This window comes from Caballeronia arationis (assembly GCF_001544975.2).
GTDB lineage: Bacteria > Pseudomonadota > Gammaproteobacteria > Burkholderiales > Burkholderiaceae > Caballeronia > Caballeronia arationis.
This window is the reverse complement of record NZ_FCOG02000128.1, coordinates 1-15,886: the sequence shown is the minus strand read 5'-3', so window position 1 is coordinate 15,886 and position 15,886 is coordinate 1. Positions and strand designations below refer to the sequence as shown.

General features: G+C 57.5%; 16 protein-coding genes. 15 read left to right on the top strand and 1 reads right to left on the bottom strand.

The genetic code is table 11. The features are described from left to right. From AWB81_RS34650 to AWB81_RS34640, 3 genes are all read left to right on the top strand, one after another. Positions 1-347 (top strand): Hcp family type VI secretion system effector (locus AWB81_RS34650; protein WP_062642064.1); only part of this gene is annotated, 347 nt, incomplete at its 5' end. Between the two features lie 145 nt (positions 348-492). Then, entirely contained in the window at positions 493-1,713 is a 1,221-nt protein-coding gene (locus tag AWB81_RS34645) for a hypothetical protein (protein ID WP_062642061.1), read from the top strand. Between the two features lie 132 nt (positions 1,714-1,845). Beyond that, entirely contained in the window at positions 1,846-2,457 is a 612-nt protein-coding gene (locus AWB81_RS34640) for a YncE family protein (protein WP_235026066.1), read from the top strand. 403 nt (positions 2,458-2,860) lie between these two features. On the opposite strand, the gene AWB81_RS34635 is transcribed toward AWB81_RS34640, so the two are convergent. Continuing rightward, entirely contained in the window at positions 2,861-3,814 is a 954-nt protein-coding gene (locus AWB81_RS34635) for a LysR family transcriptional regulator (RefSeq protein ID WP_062642057.1), read from the bottom strand. 319 nt (positions 3,815-4,133) lie between these two features. Between AWB81_RS34635 and AWB81_RS34630 the strand changes: the two genes are divergently transcribed. From AWB81_RS34630 to AWB81_RS34575, 12 genes are all read left to right on the top strand, one after another. Then, positions 4,134-5,441 carry a cation:dicarboxylate symporter family transporter gene (locus AWB81_RS34630; RefSeq protein WP_062642055.1) on the top strand — a complete coding sequence of 436 codons (1,308 nt, stop codon included), beginning with the start codon at positions 4,134-4,136 and terminating at the stop codon, positions 5,439-5,441. 20 nt (positions 5,442-5,461) lie between these two features. After that, entirely contained in the window at positions 5,462-6,022 is a 561-nt protein-coding gene (locus AWB81_RS34625) for a carboxymuconolactone decarboxylase family protein (RefSeq protein ID WP_062642053.1), read from the top strand. Between the two features lie 10 nt (positions 6,023-6,032). Further along, complete coding sequence (locus AWB81_RS34620) at positions 6,033-6,866, top strand: SDR family NAD(P)-dependent oxidoreductase (RefSeq protein ID WP_062642051.1); 834 nt, start codon at positions 6,033-6,035, stop codon at positions 6,864-6,866. After that, complete coding sequence (locus tag AWB81_RS34615; RefSeq protein ID WP_087135396.1) at positions 6,866-7,693, top strand: amidohydrolase family protein; 828 nt, start codon at positions 6,866-6,868, stop codon at positions 7,691-7,693. The genes AWB81_RS34620 and AWB81_RS34615 overlap by 1 nt, the downstream gene beginning before the upstream one ends. A 9-nt stretch (positions 7,694-7,702) precedes the next feature. After that, complete coding sequence (locus AWB81_RS34610) at positions 7,703-9,004, top strand: MFS transporter (RefSeq protein ID WP_062642047.1); 1,302 nt, start codon at positions 7,703-7,705, stop codon at positions 9,002-9,004. Beyond that, a complete protein-coding gene (locus AWB81_RS34605) occupies positions 9,001-9,936 on the top strand; it encodes an SMP-30/gluconolactonase/LRE family protein (RefSeq protein WP_062642045.1) in 936 nt (311 codons plus the stop codon). The genes AWB81_RS34610 and AWB81_RS34605 overlap by 4 nt, the downstream gene beginning before the upstream one ends. A 2-nt stretch (positions 9,937-9,938) precedes the next feature. Next, positions 9,939-10,766, top strand: coding sequence for a substrate-binding domain-containing protein (locus AWB81_RS34600; RefSeq protein ID WP_235026065.1), 828 nt, complete (start codon positions 9,939-9,941; stop codon positions 10,764-10,766). Between the two features lie 76 nt (positions 10,767-10,842). Continuing rightward, positions 10,843-11,718, top strand: coding sequence for an alpha/beta fold hydrolase (locus AWB81_RS34595; protein WP_062642042.1), 876 nt, complete (start codon positions 10,843-10,845; stop codon positions 11,716-11,718). Positions 11,719-11,773: 55 nt separating this feature from the next. Then, the gene (locus AWB81_RS34590; RefSeq protein ID WP_062642040.1) at positions 11,774-12,655 is read left to right on the top strand and encodes an alpha/beta fold hydrolase; all 882 of its coding nucleotides are present in this window, start codon (positions 11,774-11,776) and stop codon (positions 12,653-12,655) included. Between the two features lie 144 nt (positions 12,656-12,799). Next, positions 12,800-13,720 carry an amidohydrolase family protein gene (locus tag AWB81_RS34585; protein WP_235026064.1) on the top strand — a complete coding sequence of 307 codons (921 nt, stop codon included), beginning with the start codon at positions 12,800-12,802 and terminating at the stop codon, positions 13,718-13,720. A 525-nt stretch (positions 13,721-14,245) separates the two neighbouring features. Next, a complete protein-coding gene (locus AWB81_RS34580) occupies positions 14,246-15,022 on the top strand; it encodes an SPFH domain-containing protein (protein WP_062642038.1) in 777 nt (258 codons plus the stop codon). A 397-nt stretch (positions 15,023-15,419) separates the two neighbouring features. Continuing rightward, positions 15,420-15,886: helix-turn-helix domain-containing protein (locus AWB81_RS34575; protein WP_144444254.1), on the top strand; the 467-nt coding region annotated here is incomplete at its 3' end.

The following is a 15,886-nucleotide window of genomic DNA, read 5'->3' as shown; positions in this document are numbered from 1 at the left end:
GCACCGGCACGGCATCCGTCCATGATCTCAGCTTCAGCAAGTACGTTGACAAGGCCTCGCCGACGATCGTTCAGTCTTGCTGCCAGGGCGTGCACATGCCACAGGCCGTGCTGACCTTGCGCAAGGCCGGCGGCAAGGAGCCCATCGAGTACCTGAAAGTCACACTGAATGAGGTATTGATCAGCAGTCACTCGTTGGGCTTCAACGGTGGCGACCAGGCTGTAGAAAATATCACGCTCAATTTCGCCCAATTCACGATCGAATATCAACCGCAGGATAACACCGGAGCGAAGAAGGGAGGCGTCGTCACTGGCAAGTGGAACATCCCCAAGAACAAGTCAGAGTGACGAGCCAGGGCGGAGCCTTTTAAAGAAACGCGAGTCCCTCATCGGTACTCAGCGCGCTGGAAAACCGCTTGACCGGAAGGTTCGTCGTCCGGTCGTGCTTTAACGAGGCGGGTCGAAGCCCGCATTCAATCTTGAGGTAGATCGCATGGACGAAGCTATAGTAGTTGGCGAGAATGCCGAGTGGGTCAACAAAACTACAAGGCCAAGCTGCAAGTACGCGCCGGTAGTCGTCAGCAAGACCCAGACTGGGCAGGCGATGCAGACGATGCGCGATGTCTTGCAAAAGCGTATCGACCTGTGCCGGCAACTGGGCATTGAAAACAACAACTCCGCCCTGGACGGCGTTGGTTGGTTTTCATTCTTACGAAGTGGACCGTCTCACGAACCGCATTTGCGGTCTACTAACGTCCCCGTTATCGTCATTAGTGGGGGAAGCGCTTTGAAGATCGTGCGCGAGCTAACGGGCAAGGACAGCCATCGCTTGGCTTGGCACCCCGCTAACCTACGAAATGAACCTCTCTATTTGCTTGTTCATCGGCTCGATTTCACTCCGTATGTCTCTGCTCTTCGCGGGGTGATGGCGCAATTCCGGAACATGCACGTTATTGGCTGGGACGGAGGGAAAATGACAGGATTTGGGGCTGCAAGGGCGGCGGCTCTCGCCTTTGCCGATTCCCTTCCGTATCGGCCCGGACGGATTTTGATGATGGACCAGGATGTCGTGCAGACCGACGGCACCCGTCATACGAGCCCTAGGGTAATGGGAGAAGTCACGAGCCTGCACGGCACGACTGGAAAGCCCATCGTGGGCTACGGAGTTGGCTATCCCACTCGCCAGAAGGTTCCCGGACCTTTTGACCAGACGGGCGTTCCTTCGGCCGCCGACTGCAATTCACCTGCCCAACAGTTCGTTTCCGTCACTGCCCCGTTCCGCCGGAAGTTTATCTCCGGAAAGGCAGACGGCATCTATCCGACATACATGGTCGCTGGTGGCGAAGACATGCTTGCGGGCTTCCACTTGGAAATGATGAAAGATGACTGCAATGTTGCCCTGCGAAATCAAGTAATTGTTAAGAAAGACCTCACCGGTCCAGCCGATCCAAACAATCAATATTGGAACGTGGCGCGCGTTGAAACGCTTAGGCGACTATATGACGTGGAAAAAAAGACTAAACTCAAATGGAACGGACTTCCGATATCTTTGCAACACCTGATGATGATTTTTTCGGCGAACAGCTTGATCAAACCGCTTCCCGACCCCGAGGTGTACAACACGGCCGCTTGTGTCATCGAACGAATTATCTTGAGGCTCCATAAACTGGAGCCATTTTCTCCCCAAGCTGTCTTTCTGAACCGCAAGCGGTAACCGGCAACTTCTAGATCGGGCGTGGCTGCAGACGCCCTCTCGCCGTGCTTGCCGAGTACGTGGCGGGCATCCCCCCTCCCTCCTCGAGCGCAAGCGTCTTCACGCGCGTCGTCGCCTCTGGCGGAACTGCGGGTGAACTCGCATGCAGCATCTCAACGATCGTGCCTGAGCGCCGTGCGAGCCGATGCGCCGCAACTACTTGTGCTGGATAAGGAAGGCGGTCGCCTGTATTGGTGCGATCGCGAAGGCATGCGAGTCATCCCGGACGATACGGGCGACGCGACCCGCCGTTGCGTCGGCATCGCGTTGGATAAGGCAAAAGCGGGCATGTCTACTCGACACAAAAAGGACCGCCGGATGCCGGAGAGTGCCGCATCTTCAGGGCTGCCATCAAGCTACCCGCCCGGTGCGACAGCGGATCGGCGACCGGATATCGAACGTTTGCTGGCCGATCTGCCCGAGCCGGTCGATCTCGACATCGATCACCACGACGCGATGCTTTACTGGACGGATCGTGGCGACGATACGCATGACGGAAATACACTGAATCGAGCAAGGATCACGGCGTCCGGACTGGTTGATCGCGAGGTGCTCGCCCGCGACCTGCCAGTGGGGATTGGCGTGTCTCCGGACTCACGGGGGCGCCGCGCATTTGTGACCGATCGGGGCGGCAACGAGCGCGAGCTGAACATCGATACGAAGCACGAGTCGCATTTCACCACCGTTGCTCTATCGGTGTGCTGACCAGTATCGACTACGCCGACACTTGAGTCGAAACCGTCAGGACTGCCCGGGGTGTATCCGGGCAGTCCTGTCAAGTCGACGTCGACTGTCATGCTAGCGCCCATTGGCCTCGAAAAGCGACCATCGACGTCGTCATAGAAGCGGACGGCTACTGGCCGACGGCTGCTTGTGGATGCTGGCGTCGCAAAGCTGCCCTTCACCGAAACGGGAGGCTTAACCGACGGCTGCGTTCGGAACTTTGGGAACCGCGGCTCTCGGCCATGAAGGGACGTCCATTCGATGGGTCGCTAGGACATTGAAACGGCTGTTCCGCATCCCAAAGCCGCCATTGGCGAATGACCCGGCCTTCGTCCATCGTACGCGGTGCCTTTATGAGTACCGCGAGCGCAGGACGAACTGACTGCTATCCGGACTGGCCGGCTGTCTTGTCATCGAACCACAGAATATCTTCTTTCCATTTCTCGGTTTCCATGAAATGGACAAGTCTCTCGCGCAGCATTTCTGCCCATGAAATCGCGAATCTCGACATCGGTTGCTCGCGCAACGTTGTAAGGGCGACCGTCGATCGTATCGACGGCCGCTCGATAGGTGCCGCAACGATCTCGCCGCGCGCCACTTCGTCGCGGATGGCAATCGACGTAAGGATCGAGTATCCGGTTCCTGCTTTAACAAGCTTCTTCGTCAGCGCGACGCTATCCACTTCAAGCTCTATCCGAAGTCGAACCCCGTTTTGAACCGCGGCGTGGTCAATCGCACGCCGATTACTGTGGGGCATTCCAGGTAGGATCATGGGCAGGCTGGCGAGGTCTTTTATCTGAAACCCGCCTTTCGGTAGAACCGTTCCGGGCGGGGCAATCAAAATCATCGGCTCACTGTAAAGTGGTTTGACCAGAAAAGCGTCTAGCGGAGGCTGGTTGTAGACCACGGCGAGATCGACGCGGCGGTCGGCAACCCACTCCTGCAACGAACTGCTTTGGCCCTCCCGGATGTGGAGTGCGACCCGCGGATACCTGTTCCTAAAGTCTCGCACGAGTTCGGCGCCAATCAGGGCGCCCATCGTGGGCGGCAGCCCCACCGCCAAGTAGCCACGCTCCTCGTCGGCGGTCGCCCGAACATGTTCCCCGGTCTCAATGATCATGTTTGTGATGATTTCGGCCCGCTCAAGAAGGCGGGCGCCCGCCGCGGTGAGCCTGACGCCCCGGCCATGGCGGACCAACAATGTCGCCCCGATTTCCTCTTCGAGTTTCGCGATCTGTCGGCTCAGAGCGGGCTGCGCAATATACAGCTCGGACGCCGCGCGGCTGAAGCTACCTGCACGGGCAACGTGAATAAAGCTGCGCAATTCTCGGAGGTCCATACTGAGGTCCTATGCTGTCAAAGCATAGCTTGGTATCAATACTCGGTCTTTGTCAAGGATTGGCGGTTCACCTATGCTCTGTTCAACGACAAAAATAATCAAGAACATGGAGACGTAGGGTATCCCTCCGACCGGCTCGTCGCGCGCCCCTTGCGTTCGTACGATGACGGTACGGCCGACATGGTGACGGCGGTTCTCGCCATCGTTCCAGTCGAGCCGCACTTCCATAGTTTCTGTGTTGCAGCATCGGGCTTCGGCAATCGACCGAAGTCAATCGACGCGAGCATGCGTCGCTATGTGATTCAGAACAGGAGACAAAATGAAGCGGTTAAAGCAATTACACGTGCAGGTGCTGATCGGCTTGGCCTGCGCAATCGTGCTGGGACTCGCAAAGCCAGACTGGGCCGTTGCGATGAAGCCTCTCGGCATCGGTTTCATTGCGCTGCTCAAGATGATGCTGGCCCCAATTATATTTTGCACGTTGGTCCAAGGCCTGGCACATGTCAAAGACCTTCGGATGCTCGGGCGGATGGGCGTCAAATCGCTCGTGTATTTCGAGGTCGTCAGTACGATTGCGATGATTCTCGGCTCCGTGATGGTCAACCTGTTTCAGCCAGGAAGCGGACTGCACGCGACGAACATTGCGGAAAGTCAGGCCGCGGTCAACGCGACCACCAGCGCGGGCGGCATCTCTGCTGTTGATTACGTGCTGGGGCTGATCCCCCACACACTCGTCGATGCGTTCGCCAAAGGCGACATCGTTCAGGTGCTCATCATCTCTTTGCTTGCCGGATTGGCACTTAATATAGCGGTTGGTCCCGAGTCTATTCTTCTTCGCGGTATCGACGAAGCGCAGTCCGTTTTGTTTCGCATGCTCGCCTTCATCATGAGGCTCGCGCCGCTCGGTGCCTTCGGTGCGATGGCAGCCGCCATCGGAAGCTACGGCAGCGTGACGTTGATGTACTTGTTGAAAGTCATCGCCTTGTATTACGCAACCTCCCTTCTGTTCGTCTTTGGCGTCCTGGGCAGTATTAGCTGGATGATCGGCCTCCCGTTCTTCGGCATCCTTCGCCTCATCCGTGATGAGCTTCTGTTGATTTTTGGGACGGCATCCAGCGAAGTCGCTTTGCCCCGGCTCATCGAAAAGCTCCAACGCGCCGGCTGCGACGAGGCGGTGGTGGGATTCGTTCTTCCTGCGGGATACAGCTTCAATCTCGATGGCACGTCCATCTACATGGCGATCGCGATCGGCTTCGTCGCACAAGCGACCGACACACCGTTCTCGCTCTGGCAGCAACTCGGACTTCTGGCGATCCTGAGCCTGACTTCAAAAGGCGGGACGACGGTGGCAGGCGGTGCCTTCGTCAAACTCGCAGCGACCCTTCAGTCGGTACGGAGTCTCCCGCTGAGCGGACTCGGACTCCTGTTTGGCATCGACCGCGTCATGGCGACGGCAACCGCACTTGTGAACGTGGTTGGAAATACGCTGGCCGTGTTTGCGATTGCGAGATGGGAGAGCGCGTTTGACGCGAACGCTTTCGAACGCGAGACCGGAGCCAAGACGCGTCGCTCCCGCCTCAAACATCGAAAGAGCGGCACGAACACGGCGCCTGCTCAGACTAACTGACCTAAAGAGACTCGACGCTCATGACACGTCTTTCCCCAATCGACCCCGCGCAACTCGACTCTGAACAACGCGCTGTGTATGACGCAATTGCCAGCGGTCCACGCAAGGGCGTCAGAGGCCCGCTCGCTGTCTGGTTACACCGGCCGCAACTTGCAGACCGATCCCAAGCGCTTGGGCGCTACTGCCGATACGACAGCAGCGTTCCGGCCCGACTGTCGGAGCTTGCGATCATGTTTATGGGTCGGCACTGGCTCGCAGAATACGAGTGGGCAGCGCACAAGCCGTTCGCGCTGGAAGCCGGTGTCTCGAATGAAGTCATCGACGCTATCCGCGACGGAAAGGAGCCTCCGTTCGCACGCCGTGACGAAGAATTGGTCTTCGCATTTCTCACTCAACTTCATGCGCAGCGCAAAGTCGATGACATTCTGTACCAAGAACTTGTCGAGGAAATTGGAAAGGATGGCGTCGTTGACCTCGTCGGTATCGCGGGGTACTACACGCTCATCTCGATGACCATCAAAGTCTTTGAGGTCCCGCCGCCCCAAGGCGTCGCCCCGGAACTCCCCCAAGAATTGAACTGAGGAACAGCAAATGGATACGTCGAACGAAATCATCGCCAGTGAACAATCAGCACGCCTTAAGGAAAAAGTCGCGATCGTCACAGGTGCCGGGTGCGTTGGCCCCGGCTGGGGAAATGGCCGCGCGGTAGCGGTACTCTTCGCGCAAGCGGGCGCACGCATCTTCGCTGTCGACAAGAATCCTGAAGCGATGGAAGAGACTGTGCGTCGCGTGCGCGAAGTCGGTGGTGACATCACTGCCTACGGGTGCGACGTAACAGACTCGGCCGCTGTGCAAGCGATGGTCGAGGCCTGCTGCGAGAAGTACGGGCGCGTCGACGTTCTGGTCAACAACGTTGGCGGCTCGTCCGCTGGCGGTCCCGTCGCTCTGTCTGAGGAAGCGTGGGACAAGCAAGTGGCCTTCAACTTGAAGAGCGTCTACCTTACCTGCAAGCATGTACTGCCGGTCATGGAGGCTCAAGGAAGCGGCTCCATCGTCAACACGGCTTCAACGTCGGGTATGCGTTGGACGGGCTCTGCACAGGTCGCCTATGCGGCGTGCAAAGCAGGCGTCATTCAACTCGGCAAAGTCGTCGCTGTGGAGTACGCGAAGAAAGGTATTCGCGTGAACACGGTCGTGCCAGGGCAACTTCACACACCAATGGTGGAGGTGAGACTCGCTGGACAACGATCTGGCGGTGACGTGGACAAACTGCTGGAGTCCCGAGTCGCCCGTATTCCGCTGGGCTTCATGGGTGATGGTCGCGACACGGCGAATGCGGCGCTGTTTTTGGCATCGGATGAAGCGCGCTTTGTCACCGGCACGGAGATCGTTGTCGATGGCGGCATGACGGCACGGTGCGACTAATGGAGACCCTCCTCACCGACACTGGCCGATGGGACTGCCACACTCATATTTACGGGCCGTGGAAAAGCTATCCCCTCTCGGACAACGCAGTCTATCGGCCTCAGGAAGCGCCGATGACAGAACTTCTGGAAATGCATCGGAAGCTTGGTATCTCCCACGGCGTTTTAGTGCAGGCAGCCTGCTACCGGACCGACCACGCCGCACTGCTTGATGCGATCTCAAGCACAGAGGGTCGATATAAAGGCATCGCATTGCTTGACGGTTCGGAGAGCGACAGCCACTTGGAGGCACTTCACCACGGTGGGGTGCGGGGTGTCCGATTCAACTTTATGGGTCACCTCGCCGATGGCCAGAATCTAAACGAACTCAAAGCGCGCGCGGATCGAGTCGGCGCTCTCGGATGGCATGTTCTCGTTCACGGCAAGCTCCCTCAAATCCTGCCGATTCTGGACAGTTGGCGAGGGCTCAGAACCAAATTGGTCATTGACCATATGGCTCGTCCCGACCCAAGTGTTGATGCAGACAGAGATGGACTTGTCGCTCTGCGGAAATATCTGGATAACGAGCATCGCTGGATAAAACTGTCCGGCGTCGATCGAATGATGGGCGGCTCGAGCGAGTCTTGGCGCCGTGCCCTTCCACAGGTTCGAGATCTGCTCCGCGCCGCACCCGAGCGGGCAATCTGGGGTAGCGATTGGCCTCATCCAAATATACAAGGCGACGTGCCGAATGACGCAGACCTGCTCGCGTTCATCGAAGAGCTCTGCGGTGACACTCAAAGTGTCGATGCTGTGCTCACTCACAATCCGGCTCGGCTCTATCGTTAGGCGACCACCATGCGTACAACGACAATTGCCACGGAGACGACGTACAGTACCGAGCACGCTGCATGCAAGAAGGCAGCGTGGCGCATCGTACCTCTGCTAGCGTTCGCCTATTTCATCAACTACCTGGACAGAACGAACGTCGGCTTTGCCGCGCTCGCGATGAACCACGATCTTGGGCTGAGCGCGTCTCAGTTTGGTTTCGCGGCCGGTATCTTCTACGTCGGGTATTGCTTCTTTGAAGTTCCGAGCAATCTTGCGCTCTATCGGTTCGGCGCGCGACGGTGGCTGGCTCGGATCATGATTACGTGGGGCTTGTTCGCTGCAGCGACCAGTTTCGCGACTGGCCCGGTCAGCTACTCCCTGCTTCGCTTGCTTGCAGGCATAGGTGAAGCGGGCTTCTTTCCCGGTGTCATCTTCTTTCTGACCCTCTGGTTCCCGGCAAGCTACCGCACGCAGATGATGGCGTGGTTCTTAGCGGCCGTGCCACTCTCGTCGGTTTTCAGCGGCCCGCTGTCGGTCTCGATGCTGAAGCTCGAGGGATGGCTCGGCCTTCATGGGTGGCAGTGGCTCTTTATTCTTCAGGGCCTCCCGGCTTGCTTGGTGGGCATTCTCTGCCTCAAATTTCTGAGTGACTCGCCTGACAAGGCGACATGGCTGACCGATGAAGAGCGTCTCGCGCTGCAGGCCGCAATAGAGCGGGAGCGCCCCGCAAATACCGAGAAGCACTTCGTCCGCTCGCTTCTGGATTGGCGTGTGTGGCTTCTAACTGCCATTCTCTTTAGCTACATCATCGGGATTCTGGGCATCGGTGTCTGGCTCCCGACAATCTTGAAGACCCATCATCTGGGCGACACTCAAATCGGGTTGTTGACAGCACTTCCGTATGTCATCGGAAGCGTCGGCATGCTTGTCTGGGGTCGTGTCCTGGCTCGATCTCAGCGCTACGTCAAACATCTCGCCCTGACGTGCGGACTCGCGGCGATCGGCTTCTTTTGTTCTGTCGTATCCGATGAACTGGTGCCCGCGATGATCGGCCTGACCATCGCGTTGATTGGTCTTTCATCTGTACGTACCTGCTTCTACAGTATTCCGGCGACGTTTCTAGGGAAAGAAGCAGCTGCCGGTGGCCTCGCATTCATCAACTCTGTCGGCAGCCTCGGTGGTTTGGTCGGCCCTTACATGGTTGGCTGGCTCAAAGACACAACAGGCTCTTTCAAGGCCGGCCTTATTGGCATGGGCGCAATGCTTGTACTGGCGACCGTTTTGACTGTGGTCCTGTTGGTGGTCATGAAAAAGAAGGACGCGAAATGAAAACATGGCAACCCAGTATGCGAACTCCCGACCCTGCGATTCGGATCCTAGACGAGCGATTTGAGCGTTACCGCTTGGCGCATGCCAAGGTGGAGCGCTCGTGGACAGGATGTCGATGGGCGGAAGGTCCCGTATGGTTTGGTGACGCCGGCGTCCTGTATTGGACCGACCTTCCGAATGAGCGAATCATGAAGTGGGACGAATCCACGGGCGACGTGTCAACTTGGCGAGCGCCGTCGAACAAGGCTAACGGCATGACTCGGGACCGTCAGGGCCGACTCATCGTATGCGAGCACGGCGCAAGGCGCGTCACGCGAACTGAGTACAGCGGACGCGTCACCGTCCTTGCGGACCAGTTCGAAGGTAAGCCTTTGAACTCCCCAAACGATGTCGTCGCAACCAGCGACGGGTCCGTCTGGTTCACGGACCCGCCCTTCGGCCTGGTGAGCGACTACATGGGGCAGATTGGCGAGCCGAAATTGCCAGCCAGCGTTTACCGGATCGACGCTGAAAGCGGGCATATCGAGTGTGTCTCCAACGATATCGAAGGTCCGAATGGGCTCGCTTTCTCGCCCGACGAGCGAACGTTATACGTCGTTGCATCACGAGCTCGACCCCGAACCATCATGGCGTTCGATGTACTCGACGGCCGCAGACTTCAGAACGGACGGGTACTGATCGACGCGAAGGACGGCACACCAGACGGGTTCAGAGTCGATAACCATGGAAATCTTTGGTGCGGATGGGGTACGGGCAATGACGAGCTTGATGGCGTCAGAGTATTCGCTCCCGACGGCAGAGCCATTGGCCATATCGCGTTGCCGGAGCGCTGCGCGAACCTATGCTTCGGCGGCAAGGACAACAACCGGCTGTTCATGGCGTCGACGACTTCTATATACGCGCTTTTCGTGAACACGCGCGGAGCCGTCTGAGCATGCGCGAATTCGAAAGTTTACAAGGGAGACAAATGATGGTGTTGAAGAAGTGGTCAATGAAGGCATCAATGGCGGTGTTGGCTAGTGCATTGGCATTCAGCGCAGCCGCAAAGGCGGCGGATGTTCACGTGCTTGCAACGGGTGCTTTATCCGTCGCATTCAAGCAACTTGTTCCTGCCTTTGAGCGCGATACCGGCAACCACCTTTTAATCTCGTGGGGTCCGTCGTATGGATCGTCGCCTGATGCGCTGCCGATGCGGATCAAGAGTGGAGAGCCGATGGACGTCTGCTTCATGATTGGTGCGGCGCTCGACGAGCAGATCAAACAGGGCGTGTTCATTCCTGAGACGAAGGCAGACATCGCCGAGTCGGCCATCGGAGTCGCTGTCCGGCCCGGCATACCAAAGCCGGATGTCTCAACGCCGGAAAAGCTGAAGGAAGCGCTGCTGTCAGCCAAGTCTGTTGCGTTTTCCGAAGGGGCGAGCGGGACCTACATCACGGGAACGCTCTTTCCCAAACTCGGTATCGCCGAGCAAATGAAGCAAAAAAGCGTGCTTATCAAAGGCCGTGAGCTGGTAGGCGCAGCGCTGCAACGTGGTGACGCGGACTTGGGTCTTCAGCAGATTAGCGAATTGAAGGCGTTCAAAGAGATTCAGTTCATTGGGCCCCTTCCTAGGGAAGTGCAGAAAGTGAGCGTAATTTCAGCGGCCGTTTCGAAAAACGCTCAGCAAGCCGAAGCGGCGAAAGCGTTCATCGCATATCTGAAATCGAAGACTGCGGTGGCAATCTTTGATAGCACAGGATTAGAGCCGCCGCAAGCGAACTAACGCACGCCCAGTATCGAGCTCCAATCGCGATTGCTCGATAAGCAGCAGAAGTTATTCTAAGAAAGGAGACGGATGTATGAAGGCAATAACTCGTGTCATTGCTCTTGCGTTCTCATTCTGCGCGTTTGGCTGTGCTTCACACGCACCAAATGACGCGGCACCCGAGCGCCTCACAACAACGCGAGGCAATGTTCACATCGAGACGATCCGGCAAGGTACGGGTCCGGTCATCGTGCTTCTTCCATCCCTTGGAAGGGGTGCCGGGGACTTTGACGAAGTCGCTGCGTATCTCGCGCGTGACGGCTTTACGGTAATGAGACCTCAGCCAAGAGGAATCGGCGCAAGCGTTGGTCCTCTGACTGGGATCGATATGCACGACTTCGCTGCTGATGTCGCGTCAGTCTTGGACCAGCAAAAGACGGGGCCCGTCGTCGTAGTCGGTCACGCGTGGGGAAGTCAGCCAGCGCGGATGTTGGCGGTAGACCGCCCGGATCTCGTCCGTGGATTGGTGATGGCAGCTGCATCGGCCGGAAAGTTGCCGCCTGGGTCGAACGAGAAGCCATACGGGCGCCTCCGGGATGCCATCGATGGCTCAGGCAACCTCGCCTTGCCTGAAAAGCAGCGGCTGACATATCTGCAGCAAGCGTTCTTTGCGCCGGGACACGATCCCCGCCTCTGGCTGAGCGGCTGGTATCCGGCAACTCACGAAGCAGAAGCGCACGCGAGAAACGTGACTCCAGTCGATGCCTATTTCGCCGGCGGCACCGTTCCCATTCTTGACCTCCAAGGTCAATACGATGCCGTGGTTGTTCCCAACGTCTTCAAGCCGATGCTGGGGGACCGTGTCACGGTGGAGGTCATTCCAAACGCCGGTCATGCAATGGCGCCGGAACAGCCCCGTGCTATGAGCCAAGCCATCGCACGCTTCGCTCACAACATTTACGGACGGTGACAGCACGACGCTGACGCTCTATCCAATTGGCATATACATCTCGAGGATCACCCTCATGAAACTCTCAAAATTCAGTCTCGCAGCAGTCATCCTTTCCCTTTCCGCAAGCACTTTCGCTGCGACCGGTGACAGCAAAGTCACTGACGACGTTGTTAAACACGGAAATGTGCAAATTGAAGTACTTAGCCAGGGCGAGGGGCCGACTATCGTCATTCTTCCGTCGTTGGGTCGCTCAGGGCGCGACTACGACCAAGTGGCTCAGTATTTGGTGGCCGACGGCTTCCGTGTGCTCCGTCCTGAACCGCGCGGAGTTGGGAAAAGCAAGGGCCCGATGGATAACCTGAATGTGCACGACTTTGCCTCCGATGTAGCGATGGTGATCGAAGCAAAGCATGCAGGCCCGGTTGTGGTGGTGGGGCATGCGTGGGGCAACTTCGCCGCCCGCCAGTTGGCTGCAGACCGTCCGGACCTCGTAAAAGGAGTGGTCGTTGCGGCTGCGTCGGCAGGTAAGGTCCCGCCGGGCTCGACTGAGAAGCCCATTGGACCTGAAATGCGCAAAGCGATTGATGGCGCAGGCGACCTCAAGCTTCCGGACGCACAACGACTGCAATACTTGAAAGAAGCGTTTTTTGCTCCCGGAAACGATCCGAGGGTGTGGCTGAAAGGGTGGCATCCTGAAACGCACGAGGCAGAAGGACACGCGCGCAACACGACTCCAGTTGACGATTATTTTGCTGCGGGCACGGCGCCCATTCTTGACCTTCAGGGTGAGAACGATGCGGTCGCGCCTCGCCGGTTCTCACAAGTGCTCAAGAACATGCTGGGTGATCGCGTGACGGTCGTTGTACTGCCGCATGCGGGTCATGCGATGGCACCCGAACAGCCGAAGGCGATGGCCGATGCTATCTCGACGTTCGCAAAGCGCGTCAATCAATAACGGTCCATCGATGCTCAAGCTGCGAAGCGGCGTGCCCTCGTCACTTCGTCGTTTGAGCATTTCCAATATTTTCACCGTACTCGTATGAAATCGAAAGACTCGCCATCTCCTGATAGATTGGATCCACGCCGCCGAGCGGTTACGTTGGGTTTAGCAGCAGCAGGGGCCTTCGTCCTGCTGAAGCGTTCTACTGCCCACGCGGCGCAAAGCGCCTCATTTTCGAACTCGACGGGATCAGAGAGCGCCTTCCTGAAAGTTCCAGCGTTAGCTTGTGACGCGCATATCCACATCTACGACGATAGATTTCCTGTCGCCAATCCGAACGCGACGCTCCCGAGTCAGGCGACGGTCGACGATTACCTGCGGATTCAAGGGCGAATTGGCACGACGCGCACGGTGATTGTCCAGCCAGCGAATTACGGAACGGATAACCGTGTCACCCTAGATGCGATATCGCGCCTTGGGATCGACAAAGCACGTGGCATTGGCGTCGTCTCGAAGGACATATCCGAGCAGGAGCTTCTCGCGCTTCATCGCGGCGGCATTCGCGGTGTACGGTTTTCGCTTTTTCAGCCGGATAGGGCGGTCACCCGCGTCGACATGATCGAGCCGATCGCGAAGCGGATTAACGAACTCGGCTGGCACGTACAACTCCAGATGCGCTCGGACTTGATCGTTGAACACGCTGAGTTGCTGAAACGCTTGCCATGCCCTGTGGTCTTCGATCACATGGCTCGATTGCCGCAAAGCGAATCGGGGCATGATGCGTATACCGTCATTCGCGGGATGCTCGACCAAGGGCATACGTGGGTCAAAGTATCCGCTGCTTACTTGAACACCGAGGTCGGCCCTCCGACGTATGACGATGCAAGCAAAATGGCTCGATCATATATCAAGGCCGCGCCTGAACGGGTCGTTTGGGGAAGCGACTGGCCTCACCCGACCGAGAAAGTTCGCAAGCCCGACGATGCGCAGCTATTGGATCTAGTTGCCTCGTGGGCTCCCGACGCCGCCACTCAAGGTCGCATCCTTGTCAGCAATCCAACGAATCTCTATGGTTTCTGAGGCCGCCGGCCCTTGGATTAGTGCTCAATCAGGGTAAAAATACGCCGACGGCGGGATCAGGTCCCAGGCTTCGATGACCGTCTCACCCAGTTAGCGGTCATTCGTTGCGCTACCGTGCGACTGACAGCAGTGGGTCGCGTACCGCCGATCGCCGTCAGGCAGAAGTCGGGCCGAACGCAGCCGATCGAGTATTGAGACATGGCAGTGGGGCGTTTTCCAGTCCGGCCGGGGTGGACCGTGGATTGGGGCGACACGCACGACCGAACTTTAGGTCTAGTAGTGAAGTGCTTGCATGACGTCTTAATCGTTCAATATTTGATGGCGAAACGATACCGAGCGGCACAAGCGCTCTCGAAATAGACGACCCGCCGCCTCCGATCCGTTACACTTATTCAAGGTGCCCACTGCCTTAAGGCCCGCATCAGTTGTCAAAAACGCTCCAATACAGTGACGTCAAGTGCTCTATCGATTGGATCGCCATCGGCTTTTAACTCCCCGCCCTCGTTGTATTCCCGGGAGAGTGACATGATTGACGACGTGGTAAAGCAACAAAACACTAGATGGTCGAGAGGACTAACCGTTGCCGGTATTGTGATCGCGATACTTAACATGGCGCTCGCATGGACAATGATGTTTTCTGGCGCAGATCGCCCCGCCGCCGACGTTGCCTCTAGTCACGAAGCTTTCAAGTCTGCGTTTCACGGTCCCGCTTCGGATTCGCGTACTACCAATACCCCGCAAAGCGACACCTCGGTGCCGTCGAACGTCAAGGACGCAGAACTAGGCGGGATGATGGATAAATTGGTTCAGGCACTGCAAATTCTGTCTGCAAGTGAAGAGAGGCGAACGACCCTCATTCTCGGCTTTTGTTTTGCCTTGATCTCTATCGGTTTCTCTCTCTTTGTAATGGGAATCGAGGGTGCTATAGGTCTTCGAGGCGAAGCCAGAGACTTCGGATCCCTGTTGGTGAAGACAAGTTCTCCGGGGCTCTTCTGCATATTGTTGGCTTCGCTGCTTGTTGCTGTGAGCCTGGTTTCGAGCTCGGATAAGGCCCCCGGGGCGGCCACAGAGCCGACGAAGGCGGACATCCTTCGTGCAGAGGCAGACGCGAAGGAGCGTGTGATACAGGCGGAAACCTCTGCAAAGGAACGTCTTATTGACGCGGACACCGTCGCAAAGGAACGTCTGATCCGAGCGGAGACCAATGCGAAAACAGAGGTGCTGCAAGCCCAGGCAAACGTGCAACAACAGTTGGTTTTGAGTGAACCCCGGGTATTCGAACGGAAGGCCGCGCGGAAGTAACACATTGCTGCGCTCCGCACTTCTCATTGGCGCGGTTCTATTCGCCGACGTCAAGGCGAGAGCCCTCTTTAAGCGCTAACCGAGGGGCATCAGCGCCACCGGCAAAAAAGAAAGTGGCGCCCCCAGAAATCTTGTAAACAAGACAGGCAACGCGATGCACACGTTGGACGACTGCAAGGCCTGCTGATCATGCGATTCGACTACAAGGCGTTCCATATCAAATGCGATCCCCGATCTGCGAATGGGAAGTACTTCGCGCGAGCGACCATCACTCGCCATCGAGCCGGCGGCGAAAGCGCCGATAAAACATACGACTCTGGTGATCTAGTGCAGTGCGTCACAAATAATGCAACTTAATGACGATTTGTGAGTCTCCATTTGCATGGAGGGAGAACTCATGAGAATCGCGGCGAAAGTTGAGTTAAGCGAAGCACAGCGCAAGCAGTTAGAGACGTGGGCTACTGGCCGAACGATTCCGGTTCGACTGGCCGAGCGCGCCAAGATGATTTTGCTCGCAGCACAGGGCAAAACAGACAAAGAGATCGGTGCGGAACTGGCCATCTGGCGCGGCACGGTAGCGCGCTGGCGCGGCCGTTTTATCGCTGACGGGGTGACGGGGATCGAGCGGGATGAGACTCGACCCGGGCGCAAGCCGAAGATCTCAGCGCGCAAGGTTAAGTCCGTGGTGGCGCTGACGACACAGCAGCGTCCGGACAACGCCACGCATTGGAGCACACGCAGCATGGCAGCGGTGGCCGGTGTAAGTGCGGCGAGCGTGCGTCGCATTTGGCAAGCGCACGGCCTCAAGCCGCATCGGTTAGAGAGCTTCAAGGTATCGAACGACAAGCACTTCGCCGAGAAACT